This is a genomic window from Flavobacterium ovatum (assembly GCF_040703125.1).
GTDB lineage: Bacteria > Bacteroidota > Bacteroidia > Flavobacteriales > Flavobacteriaceae > Flavobacterium > Flavobacterium ovatum.
Genome location: NZ_CP160035.1, coordinates 3,472,653 through 3,488,062, shown reverse-complemented (window position 1 = coordinate 3,488,062; position 15,410 = coordinate 3,472,653). Strand labels below are relative to the sequence as shown.

Below are 15,410 nucleotides of genomic sequence, written 5' to 3'. Positions count from 1 at the left end.
TGGTTAAACATTTTTCGAAAAAAAAATAAAAATGAAGAATTTAAAATTGGTTACGCTACTTTTTGGAATGGTCTGCTGTGTTACAATTCAAGCACAAGAACGCCAAAAAAACATTCTATTAATTTGCATGGATGATTTGCGTCCAGAGCTCAATTCTTTTGGGGTTTCCTATATCAAAAGTCCGAATATAGACAAGCTAGCCAGTGATGGACGTGTGTTTTTAAACCATTATGTTAATTCGCCAAGTTGCGGTCCTTCCCGTTACACCATGTTAACTGGTAGGTACGGAGACCCAGGAAACGATGCTATTTTTGAAAGAGCCGAAAAACTAAAAGTAAACCCAAATTCCGTACCGCCAAGTATGCCAGAATGGTTTAGAAACAAAGGATATACAACAGTTTCGATAGGTAAAGTATCGCATCATCCGGGCGGTTTAGGAGGTAAAGATTGGAATGATGTAAATGTAATCGAAATGCCAAATGCTTGGAATGAGCAGTTGATGCCCGTGGCCGAATGGGAACATCCACGTGGAGCTATGCACGGTTTGGCAAATGGAGAGATAAGAGCAACTGGAAAAACGAAGATGGATGTTTTTCAGTCATTTGATGGTCCAGATACTAGTTATCCTGATGGTCATATAGCCAATGAAGCGATTAAGCAACTCGGAAAATTATCTAGTCAAGACAAGCCGTTTTTCTTGGCTGTTGGACTTATCAGACCACATTTGCCGTTTGGCGCTCCAAAGAAATATTTCGACTTGTATAAAAATGTCATACTGCCACCAATACAAAGTCCAGAAAAACCGACTTCTGTTTCGACTTGGCATAATTCAAGTGAGTTTTTTCAATACAATCTTTGGGGTAAAAATCCAAATACAGATAAGGAATTTGCTGATGAAGTACGCAAGCATTACGCTGCCTGCGTTAGTTATGCCGACCAACAAGTAGGTTTTATTTTAGCGAAATTGAAAGAAACAGGAGCTGATAAAAATACCATCATTGTATTGTGGGGAGATCATGGTTGGAATCTTGGTGAACATGCCATTTGGGGCAAACACAATTTGTTTGAAGAAGGCGTTCGTTCACCTTTAATTATTTCCTATCCAGAATTAAAAGCAAAAGGAAAACAATCCAATGGAATTGTTGAAACGGTCGATATTTTTCCAACATTATGTGATTTAAGTGGAATAGAAAAACCAAGTTTTGCAAATGGCGAATCATTATTGCCAATACTTAAAGATGCAAATAGTAGTGGTCACGTAGCCTTTAGTTACAATGGAAAAGCGAATAGTATTAGAACAATGCAATACCGATTTACACTTCATAAAAATGGTGCAACAGAACTGTATGACGAAAAATCTACTGCTAAAGAAGCTAAAAATATTGCCCAAGAAAACCCTGCAATAGTAGAAGAATTGAAACTGTTATTGAAAAATAAACTAGACAAATTAAACTAGATTAGTAGTGTAGATTTCCATTATAGATAGGAGTAATAAATGATCAGACATTAAATATAGGTTTCTTGAGTGCAGCAATAGTAGGGGGGTAATTGTTCTTTTTTGGCAAATAATAGCATTTTGGTGTATTTTTGGGAGACAAATGGTTTTTTAGTTTCTTATTTTAAAAATAGATAATACCTTAGATTTATTATAGCTAATAAATCTATTTTAAAATTACAACCAAAGAAAACTATGAAATCAAATTACAGCAAAACTAGACTAGTTTTTTGTCTAGTATCTTCACTTTTTGTAACGGGACTTTCTGCTCAAAAAGGACCTTTTTTCGAAAAAGGAAATGATCCAAAACCTGCAACTCAAAAATGGTCTTTGATAAAAGAAATGTCCGATGAGTTTGATGGTAAAAAAGTAGATGAGTCCAAATGGCAAATATCAGGTCAAGGATGGATTGGTCGTGCTCCAGGATTATTTTTGGCTGAAAATATTAGTGTTTCTGATGGAAGTCTAAAAATAATTTCTAAAATGTTACCCGAAAAAGTGGTGAAACAAGGGAAGGAATTTACACATAGTGGAGGTTATGTGGGGTCGAAAGAAGGAAAAACTTATGGGTATTATGAGTGTGAAGTAAAAGCAAATAAAACCTTTATGTCAACAACTTTTTGGTTGATTAATGAAGGGAAAAACACATCAGGTTGCGATAAGCGAACTACCGAATTAGATATTTTAGAAACTGTTGGCCAAATTACTAGTCCAAAGGAATGGATGAAAAATTTTGATCAACAAATGAATTCGAACACACACAGTAGAAATATTCCTGAAGGATGTGATTATAAGAAAGCTTCCAATGGTGCTAAGGCAGCAGTAAGTGGAAAAGTATATGATGATTTCCATGTGTACGGAGTTTGGTGGAAAAGTGCTGATGAAGTGCAATTCTTTCTAGATGGTAAACATACTTCTACTGTAAAACCACCAGCAAATTTTGATATTAAAATGTATTTACGATTGGTTGTGGAGACGTATGATTGGAATCCAGTTCCTGCTGATGGAGGATTGAATGGCTCTTTGAAGGATAGAACGACTACTTACAACTGGGTACGTTCTTGGCAGTTGGTAAATTAAAAATATTGTCCCATAGAAACAATCTTGCTATAGGAATTATTAAAACAGAATATAGCACTTACTATCTTAAAAAAAAAACAAAAAAGAGGAATCATTTAATTCTTGTAATTGCAAGAAATTAGGATTTTTGTTATTCATGATTCCTCTTTTTTACTATTGACTGTATCTAGATTTTATACTTATTGGTAATTAACAGTACAGTATAGCACGGTATGGTAGAGTGAAAATAACCTATAATAACTATTAACATTTAACCCTTATGAAAACTATTTACAAATTTCTATTGTCAGTAACCATGGCAATTGCATTCCTACTTATTTCATCAACTACTGTTAGCGCACAAGCTAAAAAAGCGACACCAGCTGAAATAGCAGCGGGAAAAACCCTTATTTCAAAATCAGATTGTTTGGCTTGTCATAAGGTAGATGCTAAGTTGGTAGGCCCTAGTTATAAAGATGTAGCCAAAAAATATGCTGCAATTGAAGCAAATTATGATTTATTAAGTCAAAAAGTAATCAAAGGTGGTTCTGGTAGTTGGGGGCCGATTCCTATGTCTGCACATTCAAGCTTAAAACCTGACGATGCCAAAAAAATGATCAAATATATTTTATCAATTAAATAAAATATAACCATAAAATGAAAAAAATCCTATTACTATGTTTAATGCTAACGTGCAGTTTAGCAGTCTTAGCGAATCAATCTACTAAATTTAGAGGAAAAGTAGTTAATAATGCAAATCAAGGAATTTCTAATGCCACAATAGAGATTCTAAATACCAATCACTATACAACTTCTAGTAGTGATGGAAGTTTTAGTATCGAAAATGTAGCTTATGGCGATTATGTTATAAAAATAAAAGGTGTCGGTTATGCTACTTTCAGTCAGAAAGTAAGCATCTCAGCTAAAAATGAAAACAGTTTAGTTTTTAAACTTTCTAAATCTGAAAATGAATTGGACGAGGTAATCGTAAGTGCTCAAAAACGTGAAGAAAACCAACAAAATCTGCCAGTAAGTATTTCGACTTTAACAGAGAAACAAATCAAAGAATACAAAATTTGGGATATAAAAGATATTACAGCTATTGTACCCAATTTTAATGCTGCCAATCCTGGTGATAATCGTAATGTCACTTCCATAAGAGGAATTACCACAACATCTTATGATCCCGCTGTGGCTACCTATATTGATGGCGTGAACCAGTTTGGTTTGGATACTTACATCTCACAATTGCAGGATATTGAACGTATCGAAGTTTTGCGAGGTCCTCAAGGAACTTTGTATGGACGAAATGCAATGGGAGGTGTGGTCAACATTATTACCAAACAACCTACAAATGAGACAACTGGTTTTGCTGAACTAGGCTTTGGTAATTTTAACCAACAACGCATTAGTGCGGGCGTTCGATTACCTATTCTAAAAGATAAATTATTTTTTGGAGCAAGTGGTTTATTCACCAAAAGAGACGGTTATTTTACTAATACCTTCAATAACTCTAATTTTGATAAGCAAAATAGTGCCATGGGGAACTATTATTTGAAGTTCCTACCGAACTCCAAATTGTCTATTACCTTAAACGCTAAGCATATTTTAAATAATAATAATGGTGCTTTTCCTTTGGCGTCAAGTATTGATGAGGCATTATCAAATCCTTATAAATTAAACCAAAATAGTATTGCAAAAATGGTCGACAAGACTTTTAATACTAGTTTGTCATTAAAGTATAATGCCGACACATTTGATTTCGTTTCACAAACGGCTTACCAAAGCAATTACCGATATTACAAAACGCCTATTGATGGTGATTTTTCTCCATTGGATGGTTATGCAATTGTAAATAATTACGGTAGGGATTGGAATAATGTCAATGTCATCAGTCAAGAATTGCGTTTTAGTTCGAAAGCAAATTCAGCATCGAAATTAAAGTGGATTGCGGGAACCTATTTGTTTCATCAAGACAATCCAGTAAAACAAGGTATTCATATTGGTGATGATGGTAATATGTTAGGTGCACCTGAAAGTAATGTAACCTACATCAATACCAATCAAGGAAAAGGAAATGGTTTGGCACTATTTGGACAAGGAACCTATGCACTAAACGAAAAACTGGATCTTACTCTAGGATTGCGTTATGATCTTGAAGAAAGAAAGCAAACTGCTCAAGGCGAACGTCAGCCTGATGGTGATGCCGTGGGAACTATTTTTCCAGAAACTTCAGCTTCAGCTAGTTTTGATGCTTTTAGTCCAAAAGCAGGATTACAGTATAAAATCAATCCAAATTCAAACTTATTTGCGACTTATAATAGAGGTTTTAGAACTGGAGGGATAAGTCAATTATCTGGTGATCCTAGAGAAGCTTTGCAAACCTATGAACCAGAATTTAGTAACAATTTTGAAATTGGTAGTAAAAACACCTTTTTAGCCAATCGTTTGCGTCTTAATCTAGCTGCTTTTTATACAACAGTAAACAATGCACAAGTACCAACCTTAGTGTTGCCAGATGCCATTACCGTTACCAAAAACGTAGGGGAGCTGACTAGTAAAGGTATCGAGTTGCAAACCGAAATTATTCCAATCAAAAATTTAGAATTGAATTATAATCTCGGACTTACAGATGCAAAATACAAAGACTTGACTTTGTCAGACAATGGAAATACAGAAACTTTCAACTCTAGAAAACAATTGTTTACACCTGCTATTACCTCTATGTTGGCAGCACAATATAAACAATCAATTACAGAGAGTGTCAAATCATTTGCAAGGGTAGAATGGAAGTATTTGGGTAAACAATATTTTGATTTAGCCAATCAACTTTCTCAAAACTCTTATCATTTGCTTAATGCTAGAGCAGGAATATCTTTCAAAAAACTAGAAATTTCTATCTGGGCAGAGAATCTAACCAATAAAAAATACGTAGATTACGCTTACAATTTTGGCGCAGCACACTTAGCGACAGCACGCACGTACGGATTACTTTTAAGAACTAATTTTTAAATAACTCGAACCATGAAACAAACCAAAAAGAACCATTTTACTGTATTAACTGCTTTATTGGCGCTTGTATTTGTCTTTTCGACAGGAACTAGTTTTGCTAAGAAATCAAATAAAGTTTTGATTTTCAGTAAAACAGCAAAGTTTCACCATCAATCGATTCCGGCTGGCATCAAAGCGATTATGAAACTGGGAGAAGAAAACGGGTTTAAAACTGATACTACCACAAACAGCAAGAATTTCAATAAAGAAAATTTAAAGCAATATGCGGCGGTTATCTTCTTAAGTCCAACAGGTGACGTTTTGGACGAAGAGCAACAACAAGCCTTCGAACAGTATATTCAATCTGGTGGTGGTTTTATGGGGATTCATGCAGCAACAGATTGTGAGTACGACTGGGCCTGGTATGGCAATTTAGTTGGAGCCTATTTTTCTAGCCATCCCAAACAACAAGAAGCTGTTTTGAAAGTTACTGATCGTAAACATATTTCGACCAAACACCTTCCAGCCGACTGGAAGAGAAAAGACGAATGGTACAATTTTAAATGGATGGCACCAGATTTAAAAGTGCTTGTTTCTATTGACGAGACTTCTTATGATGCTGGAAAAGGCAAAATGGGAGCTAATCACCCAATGGCATGGTACCACAATTTTGATGGTGGAAGGGCATTTTATACAGAGCTGGGGCATACGGATGAATCCTATAAAGAACCGTTATTTCTGCAGCATTTATTAGGCGGAATTAAATATGCAATGGGTAAAAGCAAATAAAAATTATACGAGTCATGAAAAAAAGAATTAATTATATTTTAGGTTTTGTTGTATTACTAACGTTGATAGTTACTTGTAAAACCTATAAAGACAGTTTTCAACGCGATGCAACTGGGAAAATAATCGTAAATACGAATCCAAATCCGTTGCCTGTTTCTGCTGAGGAAAGTATGAAAATGATGGCTTTGCAAAAAGGTTATCATCTTGAACTAGTTGCTGACGAACCTATGGTAAGTGAGCCTGTAGCAATCGTCTGGGACGGAAACGGTAGAATGTATGTAGCCGAAATGAATACCTATATGCAAGATATTGACGGTACTGGCCAAAAAATGAATACTTGCAAAATTAAACTGTTGGAAGATACCAATGCTGATGGTAAAATGGACAAAGCAACGGTTTATTTGGATAGCTTGGTTTTGCCTCGAATGATGCTATGCTTAGACGATCGCTTGTTGGTAAACGAAACCTGGACCAACAACATATACAGCTACAGAGATACAAACAACGACGGTCATGCTGACGAAAAAGTAATAGTTTATGAAAATAATGATGGAGACCAGAAAAATCTAGAACATCAAAAAAGTGGTTTGATGTGGAATCTTGATAACCGCATTTATGTTACCGTAAACAAAATACGTTACTCATTCGAAAACGGAAAATTAATTCCAGAAGAATTACATGGAAATCCTCAAGGACAATGGGGATTAGGCTTTGATGATTATGGGCGTTTGTTTCAATCATCAGCTGGAAGTGAAAATCCTGCTTTTGGATTCCAACAGAGCAATTTTTACGGAAATTTAGAATTCAAAGACCAGTTAGTTGGAGATTTTGTCGAGCCATGGCCTATTATTGTTACGCCAGATGTACAAGGTGGAATGAAAAGATTACGACCTGATGGCACTTTGAACCATTTTACAGCTTCCACAGGACAAACAATTTTTAGAGGTGATGCGCTACCTGCTGATTTAAAGAATAATTATTTTGTTTGTGAACCCGTAGGACGTATCATCAGAAGAGCAGTGGTGCACAACAATGATGGTAAAATAACACTTGAAAACGCCTATAATCAGCAAGAGTTTATCGCTTCTGCCGATATGAATTTTAGACCCGTAAATATGGCGACAGGACCTGACGGTTGTTTATATATTGTGGATATGTACCACGGAATTATTCAAGAAAGCAACTGGACAAGACAAGGGAGTTTTTTAAGACCAGAGATTTTGAAAAAAGGATTGGAGAAAAACGTAGGTCGTGGTCGTATTTATAGAGTGGTTTATGATAAAATTAAACCGTCAAAAGTTAAGCCTGATTTGCTAGATGCTAGTAGTGCCAAATTGGTAGGGTACTTGAACCACCCAAATGGTTGGTGGAGAGAAAACGCTCAAAAATTACTGGTGTTGCGTAATGATAAAAGCGTAGTGACTCAATTGGAAACGATGGTTAAAACCGCGCCAAATCACTTAGCCAAAATGCATGCTTTATGGACTTTAAGTGGTATGCATTCTTTATCGAAAGAATTATTGGCTGCTACTTTTAAAGACACCGATGCTAATGTTCGAAAAACGGCTGTTTGGGCAAGTGAAAATTTCATGAATGCCAAAACGAATAATTTTATTGTCGAAAACCTAGAAACACTTAAAACAGATCCAAGTGCCGATGTAAGGTTTCAACTGGCCTTGTCGCTACGTTTTAATGAGAGTCCAAAGGCAAAAGCCATTATTAATTTCATGATGGAAAAATATCCAAATAATGAAGTCTTGATTGCTTCTGTAAAAGCGTTTGAAAATGCAAAAATAGCAGATAAAAAGCGCTTGGAAGAAGAAAAATTGATGAACGCTGCAGAACAAAAAGTAATTAGTGAAGGATCTAATATTTATAAAACTCTTTGTGCAGCTTGTCACGGAATGGATGGTAAAGGAATTGCTTTGGGCGAAAAAGAATTTTTAGCGCCTCTTTTAGCAAAAAACAAAACCATTAATGAAAAGAATCCTCAAAAAGCAATAAAAATTTTACTTCATGGTTTGACTGGACCTATTGATGGTACAAGTTATACTGCCAATCTAATGCCTTCTCTTCTTGAAAACGACGATGCTTATATCGCAGCAGTTTTGAGCTATGTAAGAAGTGATTTTGGAAATAAAGCAAAAATGGTGACGCCAGAGGAAGTGGCTAAAATTAGAAAAAATACGGCCAACAGAACGCTACCTTATACAGCGGGAGAGTTAAATTAATAGCTACAGTAAGCAGCATAATTGTTTAGATGATTGCTGCTTATACTAGTAAAAAACAATAACTATTATGTCAAAAAAACTAAGACTTGGAATGATAGGTGGAGGCAAAGGTGCTTTTATTGGAGCCATTCACCGTATTGCAGCTCAAATAGACAGTGAATACGAATTGGTTTGTGGAGCTTTTAGTTCCAATCCAGATGTGTCATTAGAAAGCGGAAAAGAACTAGGTTTAAATCCAGCCAGATGTTATGCGTCTTTTGTCGAATTATTCGAAAAAGAACAACAGTTACCCGAAAATGAGCGCATGCAGGTGGTAAGTATTGTAACACCAAACCACGTTCACTTCGAACCAGCAAAATTGGCGATGCAATCTGGTTTCCATGTGATTCTAGATAAACCCATGGCTTTTTCTTTAGCGGAAGCTAAAATTTTAAAAAGTGTAGCCGAAGAAACAGGACAACGTTTTTGTTTGACCCATACGTATACAGGCTATCCAATGGTGAAAGAAGCCAAGCAACAAATTGCCGCTGGAAAACTTGGCAGTATTACCAAAATTTATGTCGAATACCCACAAGGTTGGTTGAGTAAATTGGAAGAAAGTGGAGACAACAAACAAGCCGCTTGGCGCACCGACCCTTCCAAAAGTGGAAAAGGAGGTTGTTTGGGTGATATTGGTACGCATGCCTTTAACCTTGCAGAATACATTTCGGGTTTGAAGGTAACCCAAATTAATGCTGCTATCAATACAGTAGTCGAAGGTCGAAAACTGGATGATGACGCTACAGTACTTTTGAAGTTCGATAATGGAGCTTCGGGAATTTTGTTTGCTACACAAGTGGCAGCAGGCGAAGAAAACAATATTAAAATTAGAGTTTACGGACAAAAAGGTGGCTTGGAGTGGCAGCAAGATGACGCCAATTCTTTGGTGATGAAATGGATAGACGAACCTCGCCAAGTTTTAAGAACCGGCGGTGCCTATCTAGGTAATTTTGCCAAACACAACACACGAACACCAGGCGGACATCCAGAAGGATATTTGGAAGCTTTTGCTAATTTGTATCGAAATTTTGCCTTGACGATCCAAGCAGAACTAAAACAAGAAACTGCAACCGAAGAAATGCTCGATTTTACAGGTGTTGATGATGGCGTAAGAGGGATGGCTTTTATCGAACAAGCCATTGCATCGGGTGAATCCACTCAAAAATGGATGGATTTTGTGGTATAAGTTGCCATGCTAACAATAGAACGCGGATGAAACAGATTCGCTAAAGCGAAAACACGGATCAAAAACGGATTTTAATACTATGATTTTTTTTGAAATCGGTTTTATCAGTGTTTGAAAATCAGTGTACCATTTTTTTGCTTTTGATTTGGTTCGCATAGCGACAACTTTTATAAATAATATAAAAAACAAAATAGTTATGACAAATATTAAAGGTCCAGCTATCTTTTTAGCACAATTTTTAGGTTCAGAAGCTCCCTTCAACGATTTAGATTCTATTTGCAAATGGGCAAAAGATTTAGGTTTCAAAGGAGTCCAAATTCCGACTTGGGATAGCCATTATTTTGATTTACAAAAAGCAGCCGAAAGTAAAACCTATGCTGACGAAATTAAAGGAAAAGTAAACGAAGCAGGATTAGAAATCACTGAACTTTCTACCCATTTACAAGGGCAGTTGGTAGCTGTAAATCCAGCCTACGACCATTTATTTGATGGTTTTGCTCCCAAAGAAGTGCATAATAATCCAAAAGAGCGTACCAAATGGGCGGTACAACAGTTGAAATATGCTGCAAAAGCCTCTCAGAATTTGGGTATCAATGCACACGCTACTTTTAGTGGCTCATTGCTTTGGCATACCGTTTACCCATGGCCACAACGTCCTGCTGGATTAGTTGACGATGGTTTTACAGAATTGGCCAACCGTTGGATGCCTATTCTAAATGCTTTTGACGAAGCGGGTGTAGATGTATGTTACGAAATTCATCCAGGCGAAGATTTGCATGATGGTGTTTCTTATGAACGTTTTTTAGATAAAGTCAACCAACATCCAAGAGCATGTTTGCTTTATGATCCATCGCATTTTTTATTGCAGTGTTTGGATTATATTAGTTATATCGACCATTATCATGAGCGTATTAAAATGTTCCATGTCAAAGATGCCGAGTTTAATCCAACTGGAAAACAAGGGGTTTATGGCGGTTATGAAAACTGGGTTGATCGTGCCGGAAGATTCAGATCTTTGGGAGATGGTCAAGTTGATTTCAAACAAATTTTTAGCAAATTGGCAACTTATGGATTTGATGGATGGGCAGTAATGGAATGGGAATGTGCCATCAAACACCCTGAAAGTGGCGCCAAAGAAGGAGCTATATTTATTAAAGATCACATCATAAAGGTAACCGAAAAAGCATTTGATGATTTTGCATCTTCGGGAATTGATAAAGAACTAAACCGAAAAATATTAGGAATATAACAGTATAAAAACACCTTGCTTTGAGGTGTTTTTTTAGCTTGTTATATTATTTTTCGATAAATAAAAAATATTCATAAGGACATGAATTTTAGTGTTCTATACTAAAAACCACTCTAGTACAGGACTATTTTACTATTAAAACCAAACCAAATAAATTATAAATTATGCAATCTATTGAAAAAAATAAGCTTTTTTTGGCTAGTTGTCTAGCCTTATTAGTTACTTCACTTTCGTTCGGAATCAGAGCGGGTATCATGAGTAAACTGGGTACCGATTTTGAACTCACCGCAGGCGAATTAGGAACCATTATCGCCACTGCTTTTTGGGGTTTTCCATTAGCTATAGTCATTGGTGGTTTTATTGTAGATGCAGTGGGAATGAAAAAACTCCTTGTAATGGCTTTCGTTTTTCATTTATTAGGTATCGTGCTAACCATTTTTGCACAAGGTTATTGGACACTTTTTATTTCGACACTTTTGATCGGTATCGCCAACGGAACAGTCGAAGCAGCTTGTAACCCACTGGTTGCGACACTTTATCCAGACAACAAAACGACTAAGTTAAACCATTTTCACCTGTGGTTTCCTAGCGGAATTTTTATCGGAACCTTAGTGGTGCTACTGTTTAATTATCTAGGATTGAATTGGCAAATACAAGTGGGTATCATGTTGATTCCTACTTTTATTTATGGTTTTCTTTTCTCCAAACTCGATTTTCCAGTTACAGAAAGAGTCGCTTCAGGCGTTTCTACTAGTACGATGTATAAATCGGTAACATCTCCGCTATTCTTATTTATGTTCATTTGCATGTTTGGTACCGCGATTACGGAACTATTTACAGGACAATGGATCGAAATGCTACTTAAAAATGTAACCGATAATTCTATTCTGATTTTGACTTTGACCACTGGTGTAATGATCATTGGTCGAGGCGTGGCAGAACCTGTTGTACATCGTTTTTCGCCACAAGGAGTGTTGCTTTTATCGGCTGTTTTTGCGGCCTTAGGATTGTATCTTTTAGCAACTTTAACTGGGAATTCAATTTTTATCGGTGCCTTTGTATTTGGTTTGGGCGTTTGCTATTTCTGGCCAACCATGTTAGGATTTGTCTCAGAAAACATTCCAGACTCTGGAGCACTTGGTTTAAACTTAATGGGTGGCGCTGGTATGTTTGCCGTATCCATTTATACCATTTTTATGGGGAATTTTTATGACCAATTAATCATGGAAAATTTACCTTCAGATGCAAATGCAGCCAGTACATCTCCAGAAGAAATGAATAATTTACTCGAATTAGCCAGAAACGCTGCAGGTCCCGAAGTTTTGAAAGTAACGATGGTGATTCCTATTATTTTAATAATTGCATTTATAGGCTTAAATTTTTATATGAAAAATAAAAAGAAAGTGGTGCTTGCTTAAACGAGGTTTTTCAAATTCAGCAATAAGTAAATTGGTAGAAATTGAGCTTTCTGATAGCTACATTAGATTGAAAAGTGAATACCATATTACGTACTTTTTTATTAAGGAAGAACTATTCTTTAAAAAAGCCCTAATTAATCTACACGTATTAATTAGGGCTTTTTTTAAAACTACTTCGAATACTTTTTTCTGTATTTTGTTGGTGACATTTCATAGACTTCATTGAATTTTTTGAAGAAAAAAGGCGGCGATTCATAGCCACAGTCATAGCTAATTTGGGAAACCGATTTATCAGAATACAAAAGCATTCTACTGGCCATATTGATACGGTATTCATTTAGAAAAGTAAAAAAAGACCGTCCCATCATTTTGTTGAAAAAACGAGAAAAAGACTGTTCAGACATGTTGACCAAGTCGGCTACTTCTTTCAAATATATTTTACGTTCAAAACTCTTTTCGATAAAATCATGAACTCTGGTCATACGGTTGTTATGCTCATGCGGAATATCATCAACAAAACTCGCATCAGATAAAGTAGTGTATGCACATTTGGACAAGCGTAGCAAGAATCCTAAGAAGTTAATATACAAATCATCGCTGCTTAGGGTTAGTAATTTTTTCAATTCAGGAATGAGTTTTTCAATAGATTTTTTTTCGAAAATAATACCTTTGGAGGCAGTAGTTAGCATTTCGAATAATGTGTCTAACTCGGGAACCTTCGCAAAAACGCCTTTGTTCCACTGAATGACTATCGACTGAGAAAGTACCCCATTCTGTTCCTGATTTTTCCAGCAATGTGGCAAATTAGATCGAACCAACACCAATTCTCCAGGTTCATAAGGACCTACATAATCGCCAATAAACTTAGTTCCAAAACTAGATTCTATAAAAGTCAATTCGTGCTGTGGATGAAAATGCCATGGCACCTCAAAATTATCTTCTTGATATGTAAAAGCCGTAATAGTCTTTTGTTCCCCTAAGTGTATGGGTTCTAGAATAGGTTTCATAGGCTAGTTTTGTTGGTTTTATGGAAATAGTAAAAATCGAATTGACTGCTCTTATTGGTTGTAAAAATAGTATATAGTATTCTATGTTGTCTATTATTTTTGTTATTTTTAATAATACGGACAGAATAGTTTATAAATGTGACGTTAAGCAATAGTTTATTTTCAGAGATATTGGCAATATTTGCATAGTACAATAGACTAATTGAAACTAGGTTTGTATATAGAGAATCTTTGATTTTTGATATTCAATGTCGTGTTTTAAAACGTACAGAAGAAAAGTAAGGAACACAGAACACACAACTAACCCTTTTTGAAATGAAAAAAAGCGAAATAACCTGTCCGTTTTCAGAAGCAAGAACCAATAAAGGTTTTGGAGAAATGGACGATCAAAACGATCCCGTAACCATGCTTTTGCGTCATAAAGATGTACGCAAAGGAGCCCACGACTGGAAAACATTTCAATCTGGAGCCACTCCAGGGCGAATTGTAATTCCGTCCGAAGTAAACATCAGGACTACGCGTCAAATTCCGTTTGAAGTAGATCCACCACAACACAAAAGTTTTAGAGATATTCTAGATCCTTGGTTCAAAAGACCATTAGAAGAGGAATACCAAGCGAAACTTACAGCGCAAATAAGTGTTTTGGTAGATGAAGTTTTAGCTTTGGATTCTGTAGATGTGATTAGCGAATTTGCCTTAAAATTACAATCAAGGGCGTTGACTTTGTTATTGAATACTGCTTACGACAAATCGGATTTATGGATTTCTTGGGGAACGCACGTTTTCCGAAGTGAAGGAGAAGCTTTAGACGGAGACAAAGCCGCTATTTTATACGATTATATCGATGCCGAAATAGACAAAGCAATTGCCAATCCAGGAGCTGATTTATATTCGGTTTTATTAGCGTCAGAAGTAGATGGTAAAAAACTAACCAAGGAAGAAGTAAAAGGAGTCATGATTTTGACGTTTGCAGGTGGTCGTGATACGGTTATCAATGCTGTCTCAAATTCGCTTGCTTATTTGGCAGATAATCCAAAATCATTAGAAAGATTGCGTGAGGAACCTGAAATCAGAAACAGAGCCATAGAAGAGTTAATTCGCTACTACGCACCTTTAACTCAAATGGGACGCGTAGTTACAGAAGACACTACCGTTTGTGAGCACGCCATCAAAGCCGATACTCGAATTTCACTCGTATGGGCAGCAGCTAACCGTGACGAAAAAGTATTCGAAAATGCAAACGAAGTAGTTTTAGACCGTAAAATGAATCCGCATTTGAGTTTTGGTTTTGGTACGCATAACTGCCTAGGAGCCACACATGCACGTGCAATTATGAAAGTATTAGTTGAAGTACTAACAGCCAAAGTACAAAGCATGGAAATCATCAGTGCAGAAGAAAATATCGAAGAGTTGGGCGAATTCAAACGCAAAGTGGGGTTCCACGCATTACAAATGAAGTTTAATAAAAAATAATAATTTAACGCACGCTCAAAGTAGTTTCCGGAACTTATTTTAGATGAAATCCAGAGTCCAATATACCCGTTTTTATCTGCTGAGATCTGTGAAATCTGCGTGCTAATTCAAAAAAATCGGTCTGAAAAAGGACCTTGTAAAAAACATAATTATGGCAAAAATAACTTTTATCACCAGCGATAACGAAACAATAACACTAGAAGGAACTTCAGGATCTGTAATGGCTTTGGCTGTAGATAATGGTGTAAAAGGCATTGATGGAGACTGCGGAGGCGTATGTTCTTGTGCCACCTGTCACGTACACGTTTTACCAGAGCACGTTGCCAAAACGGGTGAGGCAAGCGAAATCGAAACAGACATGCTAGAACTAGACGATAATGCTAATGAATTCAGTCGTTTGTGTTGCCAATTAGAGATCAGTGAAGCACTTGACGGAGTCGTTTTACGTGTTGCTAAATAATTAAAAAATAAGT

The 15,410-nt window shown here is 36.2% G+C and carries 12 protein-coding genes; 11 read left to right on the top strand and 1 reads right to left on the bottom strand.

Features of this window, described 5'->3' with window-relative positions:
• Nucleotides 1-31 precede the first annotated feature (31 nt).
• From ABZP37_RS14595 to ABZP37_RS14555, 9 genes are all read left to right on the top strand, one after another.
• Nucleotides 32-1,456, top strand: coding sequence for a sulfatase (locus ABZP37_RS14595; RefSeq protein WP_366183829.1), 1,425 nt, complete (start codon nucleotides 32-34; stop codon nucleotides 1,454-1,456).
• A gap of 234 nt (nucleotides 1,457-1,690) precedes the next feature.
• Entirely contained in the window at nucleotides 1,691-2,575 is an 885-nt protein-coding gene (locus ABZP37_RS14590) for a family 16 glycosylhydrolase (protein ID WP_366183828.1), read from the top strand.
• Nucleotides 2,576-2,834: 259 nt separating this feature from the next.
• Nucleotides 2,835-3,197 carry a c-type cytochrome gene (locus tag ABZP37_RS14585; protein WP_366183827.1) on the top strand — a complete coding sequence of 121 codons (363 nt, stop codon included), beginning with the start codon at nucleotides 2,835-2,837 and terminating at the stop codon, nucleotides 3,195-3,197.
• Between the two features lie 14 nt (nucleotides 3,198-3,211).
• On the top strand, nucleotides 3,212-5,566 hold the full coding sequence (locus tag ABZP37_RS14580) for a TonB-dependent receptor (RefSeq protein ID WP_366183826.1): 2,355 nt from the start codon (nucleotides 3,212-3,214) through the stop codon (nucleotides 5,564-5,566).
• A 12-nt stretch (nucleotides 5,567-5,578) separates the two neighbouring features.
• Nucleotides 5,579-6,334 carry a ThuA domain-containing protein gene (locus tag ABZP37_RS14575; protein ID WP_366183825.1) on the top strand — a complete coding sequence of 252 codons (756 nt, stop codon included), beginning with the start codon at nucleotides 5,579-5,581 and terminating at the stop codon, nucleotides 6,332-6,334.
• Nucleotides 6,335-6,348: 14 nt separating this feature from the next.
• Nucleotides 6,349-8,565 (top strand): c-type cytochrome, encoded by a 2,217-nt coding sequence (locus ABZP37_RS14570; RefSeq protein ID WP_366183824.1) that lies wholly within the window; start codon nucleotides 6,349-6,351, stop codon nucleotides 8,563-8,565.
• Nucleotides 8,566-8,632: 67 nt separating this feature from the next.
• Nucleotides 8,633-9,790 carry a Gfo/Idh/MocA family oxidoreductase gene (locus tag ABZP37_RS14565; protein WP_366183823.1) on the top strand — a complete coding sequence of 386 codons (1,158 nt, stop codon included), beginning with the start codon at nucleotides 8,633-8,635 and terminating at the stop codon, nucleotides 9,788-9,790.
• Between the two features lie 196 nt (nucleotides 9,791-9,986).
• The gene (locus tag ABZP37_RS14560; protein WP_366183822.1) at nucleotides 9,987-11,039 is read left to right on the top strand and encodes a sugar phosphate isomerase/epimerase; all 1,053 of its coding nucleotides are present in this window, start codon (nucleotides 9,987-9,989) and stop codon (nucleotides 11,037-11,039) included.
• Between the two features lie 164 nt (nucleotides 11,040-11,203).
• Nucleotides 11,204-12,457 carry an MFS transporter gene (locus ABZP37_RS14555; RefSeq protein WP_366183821.1) on the top strand — a complete coding sequence of 418 codons (1,254 nt, stop codon included), beginning with the start codon at nucleotides 11,204-11,206 and terminating at the stop codon, nucleotides 12,455-12,457.
• Nucleotides 12,458-12,627: 170 nt separating this feature from the next.
• Here ABZP37_RS14555 and ABZP37_RS14550 read toward each other — a convergent pair whose 3' ends face one another.
• Nucleotides 12,628-13,464 carry an AraC family transcriptional regulator gene (locus ABZP37_RS14550; protein WP_366183820.1) on the bottom strand — a complete coding sequence of 279 codons (837 nt, stop codon included), beginning with the start codon at nucleotides 13,462-13,464 and terminating at the stop codon, nucleotides 12,628-12,630.
• 315 nt (nucleotides 13,465-13,779) lie between these two features.
• On the opposite strand from ABZP37_RS14550, the gene ABZP37_RS14545 reads away from it, so the two are divergent.
• The gene (locus tag ABZP37_RS14545) at nucleotides 13,780-14,937 is read left to right on the top strand and encodes a cytochrome P450 (protein ID WP_366183819.1); all 1,158 of its coding nucleotides are present in this window, start codon (nucleotides 13,780-13,782) and stop codon (nucleotides 14,935-14,937) included.
• Between the two features lie 151 nt (nucleotides 14,938-15,088).
• The gene (locus tag ABZP37_RS14540) at nucleotides 15,089-15,397 is read left to right on the top strand and encodes a 2Fe-2S iron-sulfur cluster-binding protein (protein ID WP_366183818.1); all 309 of its coding nucleotides are present in this window, start codon (nucleotides 15,089-15,091) and stop codon (nucleotides 15,395-15,397) included.
• The last annotated feature ends 13 nt before the right edge of the window (nucleotides 15,398-15,410 follow it).

Coding starts and splice junctions, on each gene's coding strand:
- ABZP37_RS14580 (WP_366183826.1), top strand. CDS start 3,212: ATGAAAAAAATCCTATTACTATGTTTAATGCTAACGTGCAGTTTAGCA.
- ABZP37_RS14550 (WP_366183820.1), bottom strand. CDS start 13,464: ATGAAACCTATTCTAGAACCCATACACTTAGGGGAACAAAAGACTATT.
- ABZP37_RS14595 (WP_366183829.1), top strand. CDS start 32: ATGAAGAATTTAAAATTGGTTACGCTACTTTTTGGAATGGTCTGCTGT.
- ABZP37_RS14570 (WP_366183824.1), top strand. CDS start 6,349: ATGAAAAAAAGAATTAATTATATTTTAGGTTTTGTTGTATTACTAACG.
- ABZP37_RS14565 (WP_366183823.1), top strand. CDS start 8,633: ATGTCAAAAAAACTAAGACTTGGAATGATAGGTGGAGGCAAAGGTGCT.
- ABZP37_RS14590 (WP_366183828.1), top strand. CDS start 1,691: ATGAAATCAAATTACAGCAAAACTAGACTAGTTTTTTGTCTAGTATCT.
- ABZP37_RS14560 (WP_366183822.1), top strand. CDS start 9,987: ATGACAAATATTAAAGGTCCAGCTATCTTTTTAGCACAATTTTTAGGT.
- ABZP37_RS14555 (WP_366183821.1), top strand. CDS start 11,204: ATGCAATCTATTGAAAAAAATAAGCTTTTTTTGGCTAGTTGTCTAGCC.
- ABZP37_RS14575 (WP_366183825.1), top strand. CDS start 5,579: ATGAAACAAACCAAAAAGAACCATTTTACTGTATTAACTGCTTTATTG.
- ABZP37_RS14540 (WP_366183818.1), top strand. CDS start 15,089: ATGGCAAAAATAACTTTTATCACCAGCGATAACGAAACAATAACACTA.
- ABZP37_RS14585 (WP_366183827.1), top strand. CDS start 2,835: ATGAAAACTATTTACAAATTTCTATTGTCAGTAACCATGGCAATTGCA.
- ABZP37_RS14545 (WP_366183819.1), top strand. CDS start 13,780: ATGAAAAAAAGCGAAATAACCTGTCCGTTTTCAGAAGCAAGAACCAAT.